The organism is Metapseudomonas resinovorans DSM 21078, assembly GCF_000423545.1.
GTDB classification, from domain to species: domain Bacteria; phylum Pseudomonadota; class Gammaproteobacteria; order Pseudomonadales; family Pseudomonadaceae; genus Metapseudomonas; species Metapseudomonas resinovorans.
In genome coordinates this window covers 84,819-100,017 of the sequence record NZ_AUIE01000027.1, presented here as the reverse complement: position 1 = coordinate 100,017, position 15,199 = coordinate 84,819, and the positions used below count along the sequence as shown (strand labels likewise).

13 protein-coding genes, 1 other RNA gene and 1 pseudogene are annotated in these 15,199 nt (G+C 63.2%); 3 read left to right on the top strand and 12 right to left on the bottom strand.

What is annotated here, in order from left to right; genetic code table 11:
* Window positions 1-220: 220 nt before the first annotated feature.
* Entirely contained in the window at window positions 221-2,896 is a 2,676-nt protein-coding gene (locus tag G559_RS0119105) for a cation-transporting P-type ATPase (protein ID WP_028629785.1), read from the top strand.
* Window positions 2,897-2,951: 55 nt separating this feature from the next.
* Here the strand turns inward: G559_RS0119105 and G559_RS0119100 are convergent, their stop codons facing one another.
* The 7 genes from G559_RS0119100 to dnaX all read right to left on the bottom strand — a co-directional run bounded on the left by G559_RS0119100 (window position 2,952) and on the right by dnaX (window position 10,181).
* A complete protein-coding gene (locus tag G559_RS0119100) occupies window positions 2,952-3,560 on the bottom strand; it encodes a flavin reductase family protein (RefSeq protein ID WP_028629784.1) in 609 nt (202 codons plus the stop codon).
* A gap of 123 nt (window positions 3,561-3,683) precedes the next feature.
* Window positions 3,684-4,433, bottom strand: coding sequence for a tetratricopeptide repeat protein (locus G559_RS0119095; protein ID WP_051246775.1), 750 nt, complete (start codon window positions 4,431-4,433; stop codon window positions 3,684-3,686).
* A gap of 614 nt (window positions 4,434-5,047) precedes the next feature.
* Window positions 5,048-5,581 carry a PaaI family thioesterase gene (locus G559_RS0119090; protein ID WP_028629782.1) on the bottom strand — a complete coding sequence of 178 codons (534 nt, stop codon included), beginning with the start codon at window positions 5,579-5,581 and terminating at the stop codon, window positions 5,048-5,050.
* 97 nt (window positions 5,582-5,678) lie between these two features.
* The gene (locus G559_RS0119085; protein ID WP_028629781.1) at window positions 5,679-6,827 is read right to left on the bottom strand and encodes an acyl-CoA dehydrogenase family protein; all 1,149 of its coding nucleotides are present in this window, start codon (window positions 6,825-6,827) and stop codon (window positions 5,679-5,681) included.
* Window positions 6,828-6,934: 107 nt separating this feature from the next.
* Window positions 6,935-7,534 carry a recombination mediator RecR gene (gene recR, locus G559_RS0119080; protein WP_028629780.1) on the bottom strand — a complete coding sequence of 200 codons (600 nt, stop codon included), beginning with the start codon at window positions 7,532-7,534 and terminating at the stop codon, window positions 6,935-6,937.
* 143 nt (window positions 7,535-7,677) lie between these two features.
* Window positions 7,678-8,004, bottom strand: coding sequence for a YbaB/EbfC family nucleoid-associated protein (locus tag G559_RS0119075; protein WP_009619439.1), 327 nt, complete (start codon window positions 8,002-8,004; stop codon window positions 7,678-7,680).
* An 11-nt stretch (window positions 8,005-8,015) separates the two neighbouring features.
* A complete protein-coding gene (dnaX, locus tag G559_RS0119070) occupies window positions 8,016-10,181 on the bottom strand; it encodes a DNA polymerase III subunit gamma/tau (RefSeq protein WP_028629779.1) in 2,166 nt (721 codons plus the stop codon).
* Window positions 10,182-10,323: 142 nt separating this feature from the next.
* Here dnaX and G559_RS29095 point away from each other — a divergent pair, with 142 nt between their 5' ends.
* Complete coding sequence (locus G559_RS29095) at window positions 10,324-10,941, top strand: substrate-binding periplasmic protein (protein WP_245586521.1); 618 nt, start codon at window positions 10,324-10,326, stop codon at window positions 10,939-10,941.
* A gap of 140 nt (window positions 10,942-11,081) precedes the next feature.
* Here G559_RS29095 and ffs read toward each other — a convergent pair.
* Together ffs and G559_RS0119060 are read right to left on the bottom strand one after the other, a co-directional pair.
* An RNA gene (gene ffs, locus G559_RS29985) (signal recognition particle sRNA small type) lies at window positions 11,082-11,178 on the bottom strand.
* Window positions 11,179-11,282: 104 nt separating this feature from the next.
* A pseudogene (locus tag G559_RS0119060) lies at window positions 11,283-11,561 on the bottom strand (methyl-accepting chemotaxis protein); the annotation flags it as partial.
* A 255-nt stretch (window positions 11,562-11,816) separates the two neighbouring features.
* Between G559_RS0119060 and G559_RS0119055 the strand changes: the two are divergent.
* On the top strand, window positions 11,817-12,116 hold the full coding sequence (locus G559_RS0119055) for an HU family DNA-binding protein (RefSeq protein WP_256658019.1): 300 nt from the start codon (window positions 11,817-11,819) through the stop codon (window positions 12,114-12,116).
* Window positions 12,117-12,160: 44 nt separating this feature from the next.
* On the opposite strand, the gene G559_RS0119050 is transcribed toward G559_RS0119055, so the two are convergent.
* The 3 genes from G559_RS0119050 to G559_RS0119040 are packed head-to-tail and all read right to left on the bottom strand — an operon-like array spanning window position 12,161 to window position 15,194.
* The gene (locus tag G559_RS0119050) at window positions 12,161-13,207 is read right to left on the bottom strand and encodes a tetratricopeptide repeat protein (protein ID WP_028629776.1); all 1,047 of its coding nucleotides are present in this window, start codon (window positions 13,205-13,207) and stop codon (window positions 12,161-12,163) included.
* Window position 13,208: 1 nt separating this feature from the next.
* Window positions 13,209-14,177, bottom strand: coding sequence for a type II secretion system F family protein (locus tag G559_RS0119045; RefSeq protein WP_028629775.1), 969 nt, complete (start codon window positions 14,175-14,177; stop codon window positions 13,209-13,211).
* A gap of 30 nt (window positions 14,178-14,207) precedes the next feature.
* A complete protein-coding gene (locus G559_RS0119040) occupies window positions 14,208-15,194 on the bottom strand; it encodes a type II secretion system F family protein (RefSeq protein WP_028629774.1) in 987 nt (328 codons plus the stop codon).
* Window positions 15,195-15,199 lie beyond the last annotated feature (5 nt).

Below are 15,199 nucleotides of genomic sequence, written 5' to 3'. Positions count from 1 at the left end.
CTGCTATCCGCTTCCCTGAAAGGCCGAACATAGGAGCTGCAGAATACTGGCGACAAGCCACAATCCTGTCAGCTCGGAGGCCATGCTGTTTTTGACTAACTGGAGGTCGCTTTGGGATAGCTTTCTATGCTTCTCACGAAGCCATAGGAACTGACCCACGCCAATAAAGGAAATTGCCCGGGGAACTAGGCTTGACTCACGACTCGCCAAGGAGGACGCCATGACCGCTCCAACTTCCACCCACTGGCATGCTCAGTCTGTCGATGACAGCCTGCGACAACTGGACAGCGGGCCAACCGGGCTCGACACGGATGAAGCCGAGCGCCGCCTGGCCAGCGTTGGCCCCAATCGCCTACCCGAACGCGCCAGCGCCGGTCCCTTGAAGCGCTTTCTGCTGCAGTTCCACAACCTGCTCATCTATGTGCTGCTGGCCTCCACCCTGGTTACCCTGGCCCTGGGCGAATGGCTGGATAGCGCGGTGATCTTCGGGGTGGTGCTGATCAACGCCGTGGTCGGCTTCATCCAGGAAGGCAAGGCCGAATCAGCGATGCGCGCCATCCAGAAGCTGCTGACCCTGGACAGCCGGGTGAAACGCAGCGGCGAGGTACGCCAGGTGCCGGCGGAGAACTTGGTGCCGGGCGACCTGGTGCTGCTGGAAGCCGGCGACCGCGTTCCGGCGGACCTGCGCCTGCTGGAAACACGCGACCTGCGTATCGAGGAAGCGGCACTGACCGGGGAATCCGTCCCCACCGACAAGACCAGCCGCCCAGTCACCCCCGATGCCAGCCTGGGCGACCGCCACAGCATGGCCTACTCCGGCACCCTGGTCAGTGCCGGCAGCGGCGTCGGCCTGGTGGTCGCCACCGCCGGCGAAACCGAACTGGGGCGCATCAGTCACCTGCTGGGCTCGGTGGAGCAGCTGCAGACACCGCTGCTGGCGGACATGGCGCGCTTCGCCCGCCAACTTACCCTGATCATCCTGGTACTGGCGGTGGCCACCTTCGCCTTCGGCATCCTGCTGCGCGGCTACAGCGCCAGCGACATGCTGATGGCCGCCGTCGGCCTCGCGGTGGCGGCCATTCCCGAAGGCCTGCCGGCTGTGCTGACCATCATCCTGGCCTTGGGCGTCCAGCGCATGGCCCGCCGCCAATCGATCATCCGCCGGCTGCCGGCAGTGGAGAGCCTCGGCGCGGTGACCGTGATCTGCTCCGACAAGACCGGCACCCTGACCCGCAATGAGATGACCGTGCAGCGCGTCTACACCGCAACCCGACGCTACGAAATCTCTGGCGTGGGGTACGCCCCCGACGGTGACGTCAGCCCCACCATCGACCTCGCCCACGACCTGCACGAACTGGCCCGCGCCGGGCTGCTGGCCAACAGCGCCAGCCTTTGCGAGGTGGACAGCCAGTGGTGCATCACGGGCGACCCTACCGAAGCGGCGCTGCTCACCCTGGCCGGCAAGCTGCAACTGGACTCGGACGACGAAGCCAGCCGCCACCCCCGAGTCGACGCCCTCCCCTTCAGCTCCGAGCGCCGCTACCTGGCCAGCCTGCATCGCGACGAGCACGGCCGTGGCGTCATCTACCTGATCGGTGCCCCGGAGCGACTGCTGGAAGTCTGCGACCAGCAATGGCGTGACGGCAGCGCCGAGCCGCTGGACCCACGCATCTGGGACGACGTGCTGGGAGAAGGCGCAGCCGCCGGCTTGCGCATGATCGGCCTGGCCCGCCGCAGCGCCGGCAACGGCCAGCACGAGCTCAACCATGCCGACCTGGACAGTGGCTTCGTGCTGCTGGGCCTGGTGGGCATGATGGACCCGCCCCGGGAGGAAGCCATCCTCGCCATCGAGGAATGCCACAACGCCGGTATCCACGTGAAAATGATCACTGGCGATCACGCCGCCACCGCCGCCGCCATTGCCGAGCGACTGGGACTGCCGGCCGGCAATCCGCTGACCGGCGCTGACCTGGATGACCTGAGCGATTCCGAGCTGGATGCCCTACTCAAGGAAACCAGCGTTTTCGCGCGCACCAGCCCAAGCCACAAGCTGCGTCTGGTGGAGCGTCTGCAAGCCATTGGCGAACGGGTGGCCATGACCGGCGACGGGGTCAACGACTCCCCTGCCCTCAAGCGCGCCGACATCGGCATCGCCATGGGCATCAAGGGCACCGAGGCGGCCAAGGAAGCGGCGCAGATGGTCCTGGCCGACGACAATTTCGCAACCATCGCCCACGCGGTGGAAGAAGGTCGCACGGTCTACGACAACCTGAAAAAGTCGATCCTCTTCATCCTGCCCACCAACGGCGCCCAGGCCATTGTCCTGCTCACCGCCATCCTGCTGGGCCTGACGCTGCCCATCACGCCGCTGCAGATCCTCTGGGTGAACATGATCACCGCCGTCACCCTGGCCTTGGCGTTGGCCTTCGAGCCGGCCGAGGACGATCTCATGGAGCGACCGCCACGAGACCCGAAAGCACCGCTGCTATCGAGCGAGCTGCTCTGGCTGATCCTGTTGGTATCGGTACTGCTGACCGTGGCCAGCCTCGGACTGTTCATCTACACCCAGCAGATCGGCTGGAGCATGGAGGCCAGCCGAACCCTGGCGGTCAACGCCCTGGTATTCGGCGAGATCGGCTACCTGTTCAGCAGCCGCCGACTGAATGGCCCGGCGCGTTTCAGCTTCAGGGACAACCCAATGGTCTGGGGCATGGTCGGCCTGATGGTGTTGCTGCAACTGGGCTTCACCTACCTGCCGGCGCTGCAGACGCTGTTCGGCACCAGCGGGCTGAGCCTGGTGGGCTGGAGCTGGTGCCTGGTAACGGCGGTGGCCACCTGCGCGGTAGTGGAGGTCGACAAGATCGTTCGGCGCACGATCCTGCGTAAGCACCGCTAGCGCCCGAACAAGCGCGCCGCCTACCCGCGTCGGACGCCGGTGGGAGGCGCTGGGCTCAGCTCGGCCGCACCATGTTGAATGTGTCGCGGGTGCGGGTGTAGGCACTTCCGCCCAGACGCCCCACCAGATCCAGGCGATGCGGGTCCACCCGGCCAGCCTCGGTCAACACCGCATCATCGACATGCGCCAGCAGCACTTCGGCGAACACCAGATGACAGTTGGGGTTGGCACGTGGATAAGGCTGAACCTCGGCCACCCGGCACTCGAAAGCCACCGGCGCGCCCTGCACCCGCGGCGCCTGCACACGCAGCGACGCTTCGGTGGCAATGCCACACTTCTCGAACTCGCTCACACCATGGGGCAACAAGGCCGCACTGGCGTTCATGGCTTCCGCCTGCTCGAAGGACACCAACTGGATCACCAGCTCGCCGGTGTCCTGCACGTTGCGCAGGGTGTCCTTCAGTTGCCCATCGTCACGGGTGTTGACGTTCACCATCAAGGTCGGCGGGTTGTCGCTGATGACCTGGAAAAAGCTGAACGGCGCCAGGTTGCTGACCCCATCCTTCGACAGTGTGGAAACCCAGGCGATAGGGCGCGGCGTAACAGTGGAGGCAAGCCAGCGGTAGGCGTCCAGCGGGGCCAGTTGGGTGAAGTCGAGCTGCATGAAAAGGCTCCAGCAGGGAGAAAGCGGCGATTATGCCTTGCCGCCCCAAGCGGCAACACGGGTACCTTGGTCGAAGGCCGGGAGCTCTATGTGCAGGAACCTGGGCGCCATCAAACCCTGGCCTCAGCCACGCACCAGGTAGGCACCCTGCGGAACCCGATTCTGCAGCTTCTTGCATTTACCAGGTGCGGGCTGTTGTCCCACCGGGCGATCAGGGAACCAGATCCGACACTTGCCACGCGGTGGCATCTGGCCACGCGGGATACGCACCTCGTCATACGCCGGCTGTGAATCGAACGAAGCGGCCTGGAAGCCACCGGCATCATGGGATTCCCAGTCACCCGCCTGCGACTCGGTTACGAAGCCGTCCTGCTCCGCTGTGGCCAGACCACCGGCTGCAATACCCGCCTCACTTGGCCTTGCGCGTTGCTGATACAGGCCCACTCGGACTTGAGCCTGTTCATCCACCGCGACCTCCGCTTCCGAACCACTCGCCACGCCCGGCCCCATGCTCTGCCGGGCGGCCTGGATCAACTGGAGATTGCGATTGCGCAACTCGGTATTGGTGCGAGCGCGCGCAGTGGATCTCTTGGCCAAGGCGATGGCCTGCTCAAACTGCCCCTGCTGAAACCGCACCTGCCCCAGATAATGCAAGGTCGCGGGATTGTTCGGCTCGATGCGCAAAGCACGCTCCAGCGTGTCGCCAGCCTGTTCCACCTCGCCAAACTCCAGTTGCAGCGACGCCGCCTCCAATAGGGCAGCTGACGCACTGTTATTGCCCTGGACCGCCCACTGATCAGCGGAGTACGCCGGCAGCGAAGAAACCGCGTAAAGGGTGAACGTCAGGATCGACATAAAACACGTGGCGTACATCGAGGGCACTCTCACCAGGGCTCGGGGTATGGCGGGTTACAGGCTTTGCCTGCGCCGGTTATCCGCTCCGCCCCGGCGTCACCTGCGTGAGCCAGAGACGGAAATCACGGCGTTCTCCGACCTGCACCAGTGCCCTGAAGTTCCCACGAAGCAACCGCCAGAGCCGCGCGTCCGGCCGACGTCTGCGACCTGGGGAAACAACATTGGAAGCGCCAACGGGATGACTTGACTGCGAGGCGCCGCCGAGAGGTGGTCGGGACGGGAAATCCCGCTTACTGATAAACTACGCGCCCTTCACGCCGCCCGGCGCCGCAACACAGCCGTCATTACCGATGAATCAGCCGCAAGCCCAGCCCCAGCCCACCGACCGCCCTGCCCTGTCCCGCCGCTTCTCCGTGGCGCCGATGATGGACTGGAGCGATTGAGCCCTACAGACCCCGCAGAATGTGGCCTCCAATCAACTCCCCCTCTTTTAAGCACTGCTTTTAGCACTTCCCACCAATTTACCCACTTCCCTGACTGTCGACCCGCTCATCCCCCAAACTCTGCGAAGAACCTTTTTCTGGGCCAGCCCCCCTTCCTGGCTCAGTCCCCACAGACCGCCAACTAGCTAATCACTTCCCGCCGAGGATCAGGCAGGTGGTGGAGCCGGTCGCATAGAGCTTGCCATCCACATCGTAGATACGCCCCTCGGCCAGGGCGGTGGAACGCCCCACGTGGATGATCCGACCCTCGGCGCGTACCGGCCCGGTTTTGGTGGTCAGGGCACGGATGTAGCTGATGCGCAGGTCGGTGGTCGTGTAGCCCTGCCCCCTCTCCAGATTGGCGTGAATGGCACAGCCCATCGCCGAATCCAGCAGCGTCGCCGCGTAGCCGCCGTGCACCGAGCCGATGGGGTTGTAATGCTGCATCTGCGGCACGCCCTGGAAGATGAAGCAGTCCTTTGACCATTCGATGGGCACAAAACCCATCAGCTCACCGATGGGTGGCGCCGGCAAATCGCCCTGACCAATACCGTCGAAGAACTCCAGGGGACTCAACGTCGCCACGTCCGCGATGCTCATGGTGCCGGGCTTGAGGCGGGCACGAATCTCAGCTTCGGCCGCCAGCCAGGCTTGCAGTGTTTCTTCGCGGGTCAGATCACGCATCGGACTACTCCTGGGTCACTCGTTCAAATTGAATGTCGATCGTAATATATATGATCCAGAAAAAACCGGAACGCCCATTCGGAAGTTCCGGTCCGGTTCAGAGATTCATCTGCTTGGCGATGATCTCGTTCATGATCTCCCGCGTACCGCCGCCGATGGAGAGAATGCGATTGTCGCGATACAGCCGCTCCACCAGGCTTTCGCGCATGTAACCCATGCCCCCGAGAATCTGCACGGCGTCATAGGTGAGGCGGTCAGCGATATCGGTGGCAAAGTTCTTCGCCATGGAGATTTCCTTGATCACGCTCTTGCCCACTGCCATCTTCGCGGCCTGGCGGTAGGTGAACTCACGGGAAACCTCCAACTGGGTGGCCATTTCCGCCAGACGATGCTTGAGCACCTGGAACTTGCCAATCGGTTTGCCGAACGCCTCACGCTCGCAGCCCCATTTGAGGGATTCCTCCAGTGCAAGCTGGGCCGTCATGTTGGCCATGATCGCCAGCGCCAGGCGCTCGCTCTGGAAGTTGGCCATGATGCAGGCGAAGCCCATGTTCTCCATGCCGATCAGGTTCTCCACTGGCACCAAGCAATCGTCAAAGAACAGTTCGGCAGTGTCCGAGGCCCACCAGCCCATCTTCTTCAACTTGCGGCCAACGGTGAATCCCGGCGTGCCCTTCTCCACCAGCAGCAGGCTGACCCCGCCGAAGCCTTCGCCACCGGTGCGCACTGCGACCGTGTAGTAGTCGGCACGCACACCGCTTGTAATGAAGGTCTTGCTGCCAGAGACCCGATAGAAATCGCCTTCCCGCACGGCACGGGTCTTGAGACTGGCCACATCCGATCCACCCGATGGCTCCGTCACCGCCAGGGCCATGATCTTCTCGCCGGCCAACACCTGGGGCACAACGCGCTCACGCAACTCAGTGCGCCCCCACTTGATCACCGGAGGCAGGCCGATATCCAGGGAGCCCAATCCAGCCACCAGCCCTCCGGAACCGCAGCGCATCAACTCTTCGCTGGCTGCCACTTTGGCGAACACGTCACCTTCGTGGCTGCCACCGAACTGCTCCGGGTAGCCGATGCCGAGGATTCCGGCCGCACCGGCCTTGAGGTAAAGCTCGCGGGGAAACTCCTCGGCCTCTTCCCATTCGGCGATGTGGGGCAGGATTTCCCGCTCGACGAAGCGGCGCACAGAGTCCCGAACCAGTTGATGGGACTCGTCGAAATATTCCTGATAGGCAGACATGGCAAGACTCCCCGGTAAGATCGATCGAACTTACCGAGCGCTTGCTTGGTTAGCAAGATGAGAGTTGCGCCATCGATCCGGCCGTATCGGCCTCGACGTCTCGCGGATCAGAGCCCGATCGGACGACGCCCGGCCAACGCATGGGCCAGTGTGCCACCATCCACCAGCTCCAACTCGCCCCCCAGCGGCACGCCATGGGCGATGCGGGAAACGGTGATGGACCTGGGCGCCAACAATTGGGCGATGTAGTGGGCGGTGGCCTCCCCCTCCACGGTGGGGTTGGTCGCCAGGATCACTTCAGCGAACTGGCCCGCCTCGATGCGCGCAATCAGCTCCGGGATGCCAATCGCTTCCGGGCCAAGGCCATCCAGGGGTGACAGATGCCCCTTGAGCACGAAGAAGCGACCGCGATAGCCGGTCTGCTCCACCGCGAATACATCCAAGGGCCCCTCAACCACGCAGAGCAGAGAATCATCGCGACGCGGGTCGGCGCACTGCGGGCAGAGCTCATCCTCGCTCAGGGTGCGGCACTGCTTGCAATGGCCGACCCCTTCCATGGCCGCCGTCAGCGCCTGTGCCAGGCGCAGCCCGCCACTGCGGTCGCGCTCCAACATCTGCAGCGCCATGCGTTGCGCCGTCTTCTGGCCCACACCGGGCAGGATGCGCAAGGCGTCGATCAGTTGGCGGATCAGCGGGCTGAAGCTCATGGGCGTCTCGGGATGGATGGAAGTGAGAGGTAGGGTGGGCTTCAGCCCACCAATCCCGGCGGTGGGCTGAAGCCCACCCTACGTGAAGCCGGGCGCGACCGGCGTAGCCACTGCATCAGAGCAGTGGCTCGCCACATGGTCACTTAGAAGGGCATTTTGAAGCCGGGGGGCAGCTGCATGCCGGCAGTCATGCCTGCCATTTTTTCCTGGTTGTTCTGCTCGATCTTGCGGACCGCATCGTTCACCGCAGCAGCGATCAGGTCTTCAAGGATTTCCTTGTCTTCCTGCATCAGGCTGTCGTCCAGGGAGACGCGCTTGACGTCGTGACGCCCCGTCATCACCACGCTCACCAGGCCAGCACCGGACTGGCCGGTGACTTCGGCATTGGCCAGTTCTTCCTGCATCTTCTGCATTTTTTCCTGCATTTGCTGGGCCTGCTTCATCAGGCCTGCCATGCCACCTTTCATCATGGTGATTGTCCTCAGCGGTCAAGTGGTTCAATGGTGTCGGCGCGCACCTGGGCGCCGAACAGTTCGATCATTTTCAACACCAGCGGATCACTGGCAATGGCCGCTTCGGCCTGGCGCTGACGAGCGGCACGTTTACGAGCGGCGGCCTGGGCCGGGGTTTCCTGCTCAGGGCGACGCACTTCAACTTCCAGCTTCAGATTACGCCCGTGGTACTGGTTAAGCGCATCGTTCAGACGACGCTGCTGGTTGGCATTGAACAGTGCGCTCTGCGCAGGGTCCAGGTGCAGGCGCCAGACGTCACCGTCCACCGCCACCAGGGTGCAGTTGGCGCCAATGTTGCCGGTCATGCCCGACAGACCAAGGCGCGGGAACAGGTCCAGCCACTCGGCGGCCAGTCCCGTGGCCGGCTGCGCGGCAGGCAGGATCTCCGGTACCGCGGCGGGTTCTTCCGACGGGCCGAAGTCGTCCATGTAGGCAATGCTGTCGGCATCCGACTCGTAGTAGTCCTCGTAGTCACCGAGCGGGGGTTCGTCTTCGGTCTCATCAGCCGTTGCAGCCACCTCGGACTGAGCGCCAGGCTCGGGCACAACTGGCATCGACTCAGCCACGACCTCCGGTTCGGATTCAGGCAGGGGCTCGACAGAAGGCGCCACTGCCGCTGGCGTGGATGGCTCCTCCCAAGGCAGGTCGACCACCTCGGCTGGGGCTTCAGCCGCAGGCGCGGGCGCGTCTACCGCGGGTTCCGCAGTCGGCTCGGCAACAGCTTCAACGATAGGTTCGGCAACGAGTGTAGGCGGAATGGCTTCCGCCACGGCAGTCACGACAGGAGCCTCGACCGCCGGAGCGGGCGCAGGCGTTTCGACGACCGGAGCCGGAGCCGGAGCCGGAGCCGGAGCCGGAGCCGGAATAGGCTGGCTGGCCACTGGTGCCGGCGCAACGACGGGAGCAGGCGGTTCTACGGGGGCGGGTTGCGGCGCGGCAACGGCCACCGGAGCCGACGAGGCGGCTCCGGCCACTGGGTTCGTCCGGGGATCAACCGTGGCCTGGCTGATCCCCGGGTCCTTTAGCTGGACCTTGGGTGTGCCTTCGGCATCCGCTGGGCGGAACGCCAGCATGCGTAGCAGCACCATCTCGAAGCCGCTGCGCGGGTCTGGCGCCAACGGCAGATCGCGCCGACCGATCAGGCCCATCTGGTAGTAGAACTGCACATCCTCGCCGGGCAACGCCTGGGCCAGCGCCAGCACACGCTCGCGGTCACCCTGGCCGTTGTCGATGGCATCCGGCAGCACCTGGGCGATGGCCACTCGGTGCAGCACATTCAGCATCTCGGAGAGCACGCCATTCCAGTCCGGCCCCTGCTCAGCCAGATGGCGCACCGCCTCCAGCAACGCGCGGGCATCGCCCTCCAGTAATGCATGAAGCACACCGTAAACCTGACCGTGATCAAGGGTTCCGAGCATGGCGCGCACATCAGCAGCCAGCACCTTGCCTTCACCGAAGGCGATGGCCTGGTCGGTGAGGCTCATGGCGTCACGCATCGAGCCATCAGCGGCACGACCCAGCAGCCAGAGCGCGTCGGCCTCGAAGGGCACATTCTCGGCGCCGAGTACGTGGGTCAGGTGCTCGACCACGCGCTCCGGCGGCATGTTCTTCAGGGAGAACTGCAGGCAGCGCGAGAGGATGGTGACAGGCAGTTTCTGCGGGTCGGTGGTGGCCAACAGGAACTTGACGTGAGGCGGCGGCTCTTCGAGGGTCTTCAGCAATGCGTTGAACGAGTGCGTAGAAAGCATGTGCACTTCGTCGATCAGGTAGACCTTGTAGCGACCGCGGCTGGGCGCGTACTGCACGTTGTCGAGCAGTTCGCGGGTGTCTTCCACCTTGGTACGGCTGGCGGCGTCCACTTCGATCAGGTCGACGAATCGCCCCTCATCGATCTCACGGCACACCGAGCACTGGCCGCACGGCGTGGAGCTTATGCCGGTCTCGCAGTTCAGGCACTTGGCGAGAATACGCGCGATGGTGGTCTTGCCCACGCCGCGGGTACCGGTGAACAGGTAGGCGTGATGCAGGCGCTGGTTGTCCAGGGCATTGATCAAGGCTTTCAGCACATGAGTCTGGCCGACCATTTCGCGGAACGAGCGCGGACGCCACTTACGTGCAAGAACCTGATAACTCATTGAAAACCATCGCGTCTGGAAAGCAGAAGGCGCTAATGCTAGCGGAGCGATGCGTAAATTGCATCCGATGCGAACGGCGCCCTGTTCAATCAATGTGGCAAAGGGCATTGTGGAGCACCGCCCAACCAGACGAGGGAGCCCGATGCGCTCATTAGTCCTCGCCCTTCTCCTCTGCTGGAGCACCTTTGGCAACGCCGCACCGGCGCCGCTGCGCTTTTCGGCAGTGGACAGCTGGGGCATGCCGCTCGCAGAGCTCGAGGACAACCGCCTGGTCGGCGGCATCATTCATGATGTGATCGAACGCCTGGTGCAACGACTCGATGTGCCGTCGCAAATCCAGGTCCTGCCGCGCAACCGCGTGGAACTGGCCCTGTCGCAAGGCGAGATCGATGTGCGCTGCTATATCCGCCCGAAGTGGATCACCCACAGCGAGAACTTCCTCTGGAGCGTGCCGTTCATCCACCAGCGCGATCTGATCGTGGCCCGCAGGGGCAGCCCGCGCCTGACCAGTCCGGACGCGCTGTCCGGGCTAAGCGTCGGCACCGTACTGGGTTACACCTATCCGCGCCTTCAGCACCTGATCGACCGGGGCGCCCTGCATCGCGACGAAGCCCGCAACCAGGAACTGGTACTACAGAAGCTGCTGGCCGGGCGCTATCAGTTTGCAGTGAGCAACGAACTGGCCCTGAACTGGTTCAACCGTGACCTGCCTGACAGCGACCGCCTTGAGAACGTCGCCACCCTGGAGAGGAACCTGTGAGCTGCCTGGTGCGCAATGACCCGGCCCTGCCAACGCAGCGCATTCTGCGCACGCTGTTGCAGATGAAGGAATCGGGGGAGATCGAAGGGGTTCTGGCGCGCTACCGCTGAGATTCGGTAGCTGGGAGGAATTGGAGGTGACCCCACCAGCCACACCCCGGCACACGATTTCACCGCTGCGGCTGCTCCCTTCCGGGCCTGACCGGGTTCACGGCTGATCGTTGCGGGGGGACCGGCAGGGCCACCATCACGCCGCTCGCCAGATCGGCGAGCCGCGCCATTGTACCGGCTCTTCGCCAACTTACAACCGGTAAAACCGGTTTCCTTACAAGCACTTGCGGATCAGACCCGGAAACGCCCCACCAACTGCGCCAGGCCGCTGGAAAGCTGGGAGAGGTGCTGGCTGGCCTGGGTACTACAGATATCGCTGATGTTACGGGCTATCTCTTCGGTGACACTGCTCTGCTCTTCGCAGGCGGAGGCAATCTGTGCCGCCATATCGTTGATCCGCTGAACCGAGCCGCCCATGTTGGACAACGCCTGGTCGACTCCCGCCGCGCGCTCTGCGCTGTCCCGCGCCCGGAGGCTGCCCGAGCGCATCGCCTTGACCGCCTCCTGCATGCAGAACTGCGGCCATCAGCATCTGTAGACGCCGGATTCGCAGCAACGGTGACGACCTGTCGTCGGTTGCGATGAGCGAGTAAAAGTTGCGTCAAATCGACGCAAACCCTGGGTTCGCGCACAGGAGCGCCGCACCTTTTGTGCTAGCTTGCTCACCGGTTGCGGCCTGTCCCCTACAACCTCAGCCGCACTTCCAGACGCACCGCTTGTCTCATCAGGGCCGGCGCGACCGGCCAGGCCACAAGCCAGACACTCATTGAATGGAGCAACACCATGGCACTCACCAAAGACCAGTTGATCTCTGACATCGCAGAAGCTACCGACACCACCAAGGCCGCCGTACGCGCCGTGCTGGAGCAACTGGGCGAGATCGTCAGCGACTCACTGGAAAACAGTGATGAGATCACCCTGCCGGGCATCGGCAAGCTGAAAGTTGGCGAGCGCCCCGCTCGCACCGGCCGCAACCCGCAGACCGGCAAGGCCATCGAGATCGCCGCCAAGAAGGTGGTCAAGTTCGTACCGGCCAAGGCCCTGACCGACGCGGTCAACAAGTAATAGAAAAGGGGCAGGCCCAAGGCCTGCCCCTTCCTTTTTCCAACCTACGGCAAGGCGACCGGCCTCACCTCCGCCCCTGGAATCACCGCCACCGGCTCACCCACCGAAGTAGCGCCCCCCATCCCGCGCAAACGGCGAATCTGTTGGACCCGATTGAGATTGTCCCAGGCCGTTTCATAGTGCGCTGGCGACTGATCGATGGCGCTGCGGAAGAACTGCTCCGCTTCCTCCAGCTTGCCCTCCACCAGGCAGATGTAACCGACATCGTTGCTCGCCTCGGCACGCTTCTCGACTTGCTCGAAGGCCGAGATTGCTTCCTCGTAGCGCCCCATGCGTGCCAGTAGCAGTCCGTAGTTGCGCCATAGCGGATGGTAGGCCGGCTCGTAGCTGATGCCCTGCTTGTAGGCCCGCTCGGCCTGCTCCCAATGCCCGCCCAGGTAATAGGAATAGCCGAGGCTGTTCTGCACCAGCGCAGAACGCGGATCGACCTGCATGGCAAGGCGGTAGAAAGCCTCGGCCTGGGGAAAGTCCTCGCGCAGGTCGGCCAGCACGCCGAGCCCATTGTAGGCCTTAAGCGGCGACTTGCTGTCGACCTTGAGCGTCCCGACATCGGCCAGGCCGATTTCCGGCTTGCCCCCGAGACGGCGCTGGTCTTCGCCAACGGCCTTGAGCAAGAGTTCCTGGGCCTGTTCGTGGCGCCGCTGGGACAGGTTCAGCAGCCCCAGTTCCGTCTGTGCATCGACATGGCCGGGCTCACTGGTCAATACGTCGTTGAAGGCCATTTCGGCAAGCTGGTTGTTACCACGCTCTTTGTGGATCCGGCCGACCCAGACCAAGGCCTGATAGCGCTTCGGATCCAGTTCGATGGCGCGCAGGTATTGGAACAGAGCAAGGTCCAGATCACCGGCCTGGTACGCCCGCCCCGCCATCAGCATCGCCTGGTCCGGCGAGTTGATCTCCTTCTGCACCTGATAGAGCACGGAATTATCGCCGCTGTAGACCGAGCGGAAACCGTTCGGCTTATCCGGCCCCATCGTCTGACATCCGGACAGCACGGCCATCATGGCCAACAGCAGACTGACTCTGTTCATGTCATAGTTTCCCTAAAGCTCTCAGAACCCCAATGATTGCGGGACCAACGGCCACCAGGAAAAAACTTGGCCACAGACAGAAAGTTAGCGGGAATATCAGTTTGGTGCCGATTTTAGCTGCCTTTTCTTCAGCCGCCTGACTCCTCCTGTCGCGAAACTCCTCGGCGTAGATGCGCAGGGTATTAGCGATACTGGAGCCAAAACGAATACTCTGCGCCAGCAGACTGACCAGCCCCTGCACTTCCTCCAAGCCGGTTCGATCCGCCAGCAGCTTGAGCGCCTGGGCACTTGGGATGCCCGCACGAATTGCCGCATTCACCAGTGCCAGCTCCTCTGCCAGCTCCACCTGGCTCACCGTCATTTCTTCGGCCACCCGCTCGATGGCTTGGGGCAGCGACAGCCCTGACTCCACACAAACCACCATGAGGTCCAGGGCATCGGGAAAAGCAGCACGCAGACGATTCAGCCGCGCCCCCTTGCGCTTGTCCACGTATACCGCTGGCGCCAGCCAGCCAATGCCTGTGGCGCCTGCCGCCAACGCCAGACCCAGCACCAACGAGATTTTCGGCAACAAGGGCAATGCCAACACCGTCACGGCCAGCAACGACAGCGGCAGCAGCAGGCGAATGGCCCAGTAAATTTGTGCTGCCGAATGCGAGCGGTAACCGGCATGCATCAACAGGATACGAGTGGCGGAAAGCTTGCTGTCCTCGACGGATGCAAAGCGCTGCCCGACCTGCTCCAGCAACAGTTGCAGGTTGCTGGGGGGGCGCTGGTCAGTGGACTGTCCGCCATGGCCTCGCTTGATCAACGCCAGGCGGCGCTGTACTGGGTCCTGCAAGCCCAGCACCAGTATGCCCACGGTGACCAAGGCAAGCACTGCACTCAGCCCAATCGCGCCGATGAACAGCAGACGAGCCAGTTCCTCGCTGCCCACTGAGCCCCTGATCAAACCAAGTAGGTAGTCCATGACACACTCCGTGCAGCTCGCGAGTAACACTCACACCTGGATACGAATGATTCTGCGGATCCAGTAAATTCCCAGCAGCATGGCTAAGAATGCCGCCATCACCAGTTGCTGGCCTATGTGCTCTTTGATCAGCCTGGGAATGTAATCGGGAGTCGTCAGGATGATCATGATGGTCAAAATGAACGGAATCGAAACCAGCACCCAGGCCGACATGCGCCCCTCAGCGGAAAGGGTCTTTACCTTGCGCTGAAAGCGGAAACGCCCGCGAATCAGGCCACTCAGCCGCTCCAGCACCTCCGTCAGGTTTCCGCCGGTTTCGCGGTGAATCAGTATCGAGGTCACCAACATCATCACCGTCATGCTCGGCATCCGTTCCAGCAGACCTAGCATGGCCCGGCGCACATCGTTGCCATAGTTGATATCGGCAAAAGTGAGGCCGAACTCATGGGCCACCGGCCCCTTGTGCTCCTCCGCAACCAGATTCAGGGTTTCGTTGAACGGATGCCCCGCGCGCAGGGCGCGGCACATAGCATCCAGGGCATCCGGCAAGCCCTCCTCGAAAGCGGCGAAGCGCTTGTTCCGGTCGCTGGCGACCTTCAGGACGGGCAGCCAGAACACCACTGAAGCCAGTATCAGGGCTGCCCACCAGAGCTTCAGCAGAAACCAGAGGCAGAGACCGGCGCCAACAGCCAGGAGCAGGCCCAGCATCAGCACTCGGTAGGCACGGTACTCATGGCCTGCCTGCTCGATCATCTGCGCCAGGCGCTCCATGAACGGCAGTTGCTCCAACGCCGCCTCAATAGGCGACAGCCGCTTCAGGTACTTCCGCCGAAGCACGCTCTGCATGTTCGGCTGGTTGCTGGCATGCTCGAGCCGATCCAACCTCGAGCGGATCCGCTTGCGCACCTTGCTCGCCTCACCAAACACGGGCACTACCAGCCCCTGGCTGAGGAGGAACACCGCAACGAACACCATGCCCAGGAAGGCCAGGATGAACTCGGAGGGAATCTGGTTCATGATCG

What these genes read in the sequence shown, in the direction of transcription:
- G559_RS0119075 (WP_009619439.1), bottom strand. Translation starts at nt 8,004, where the DNA reads ATGATGAAAGGTGGCATGGCAGGCCTGATGAAGCAGGCCCAGCAAATG.
- G559_RS0119090 (WP_028629782.1), bottom strand. Translation starts at nt 5,581, where the DNA reads ATGCGTGATCTGACCCGCGAAGAAACACTGCAAGCCTGGCTGGCGGCC.
- G559_RS0119085 (WP_028629781.1), bottom strand. Translation starts at nt 6,827, where the DNA reads ATGTCTGCCTATCAGGAATATTTCGACGAGTCCCATCAACTGGTTCGG.
- G559_RS0119050 (WP_028629776.1), bottom strand. Translation starts at nt 13,207, where the DNA reads ATGAACAGAGTCAGTCTGCTGTTGGCCATGATGGCCGTGCTGTCCGGA.
- G559_RS0119105 (WP_028629785.1), top strand. Translation starts at nt 221, where the DNA reads ATGACCGCTCCAACTTCCACCCACTGGCATGCTCAGTCTGTCGATGAC.
- G559_RS0119045 (WP_028629775.1), bottom strand. Translation starts at nt 14,177, where the DNA reads ATGGACTACCTACTTGGTTTGATCAGGGGCTCAGTGGGCAGCGAGGAA.
- G559_RS29095 (WP_245586521.1), top strand. Translation starts at nt 10,324, where the DNA reads ATGCGCTCATTAGTCCTCGCCCTTCTCCTCTGCTGGAGCACCTTTGGC.
- G559_RS0119100 (WP_028629784.1), bottom strand. Translation starts at nt 3,560, where the DNA reads ATGCAGCTCGACTTCACCCAACTGGCCCCGCTGGACGCCTACCGCTGG.
- dnaX (WP_028629779.1), bottom strand. Translation starts at nt 10,181, where the DNA reads ATGAGTTATCAGGTTCTTGCACGTAAGTGGCGTCCGCGCTCGTTCCGC.
- recR (WP_028629780.1), bottom strand. Translation starts at nt 7,534, where the DNA reads ATGAGCTTCAGCCCGCTGATCCGCCAACTGATCGACGCCTTGCGCATC.
- G559_RS0119095 (WP_051246775.1), bottom strand. Translation starts at nt 4,433, where the DNA reads ATGTACGCCACGTGTTTTATGTCGATCCTGACGTTCACCCTTTACGCG.
- G559_RS0119040 (WP_028629774.1), bottom strand. Translation starts at nt 15,194, where the DNA reads ATGAACCAGATTCCCTCCGAGTTCATCCTGGCCTTCCTGGGCATGGTG.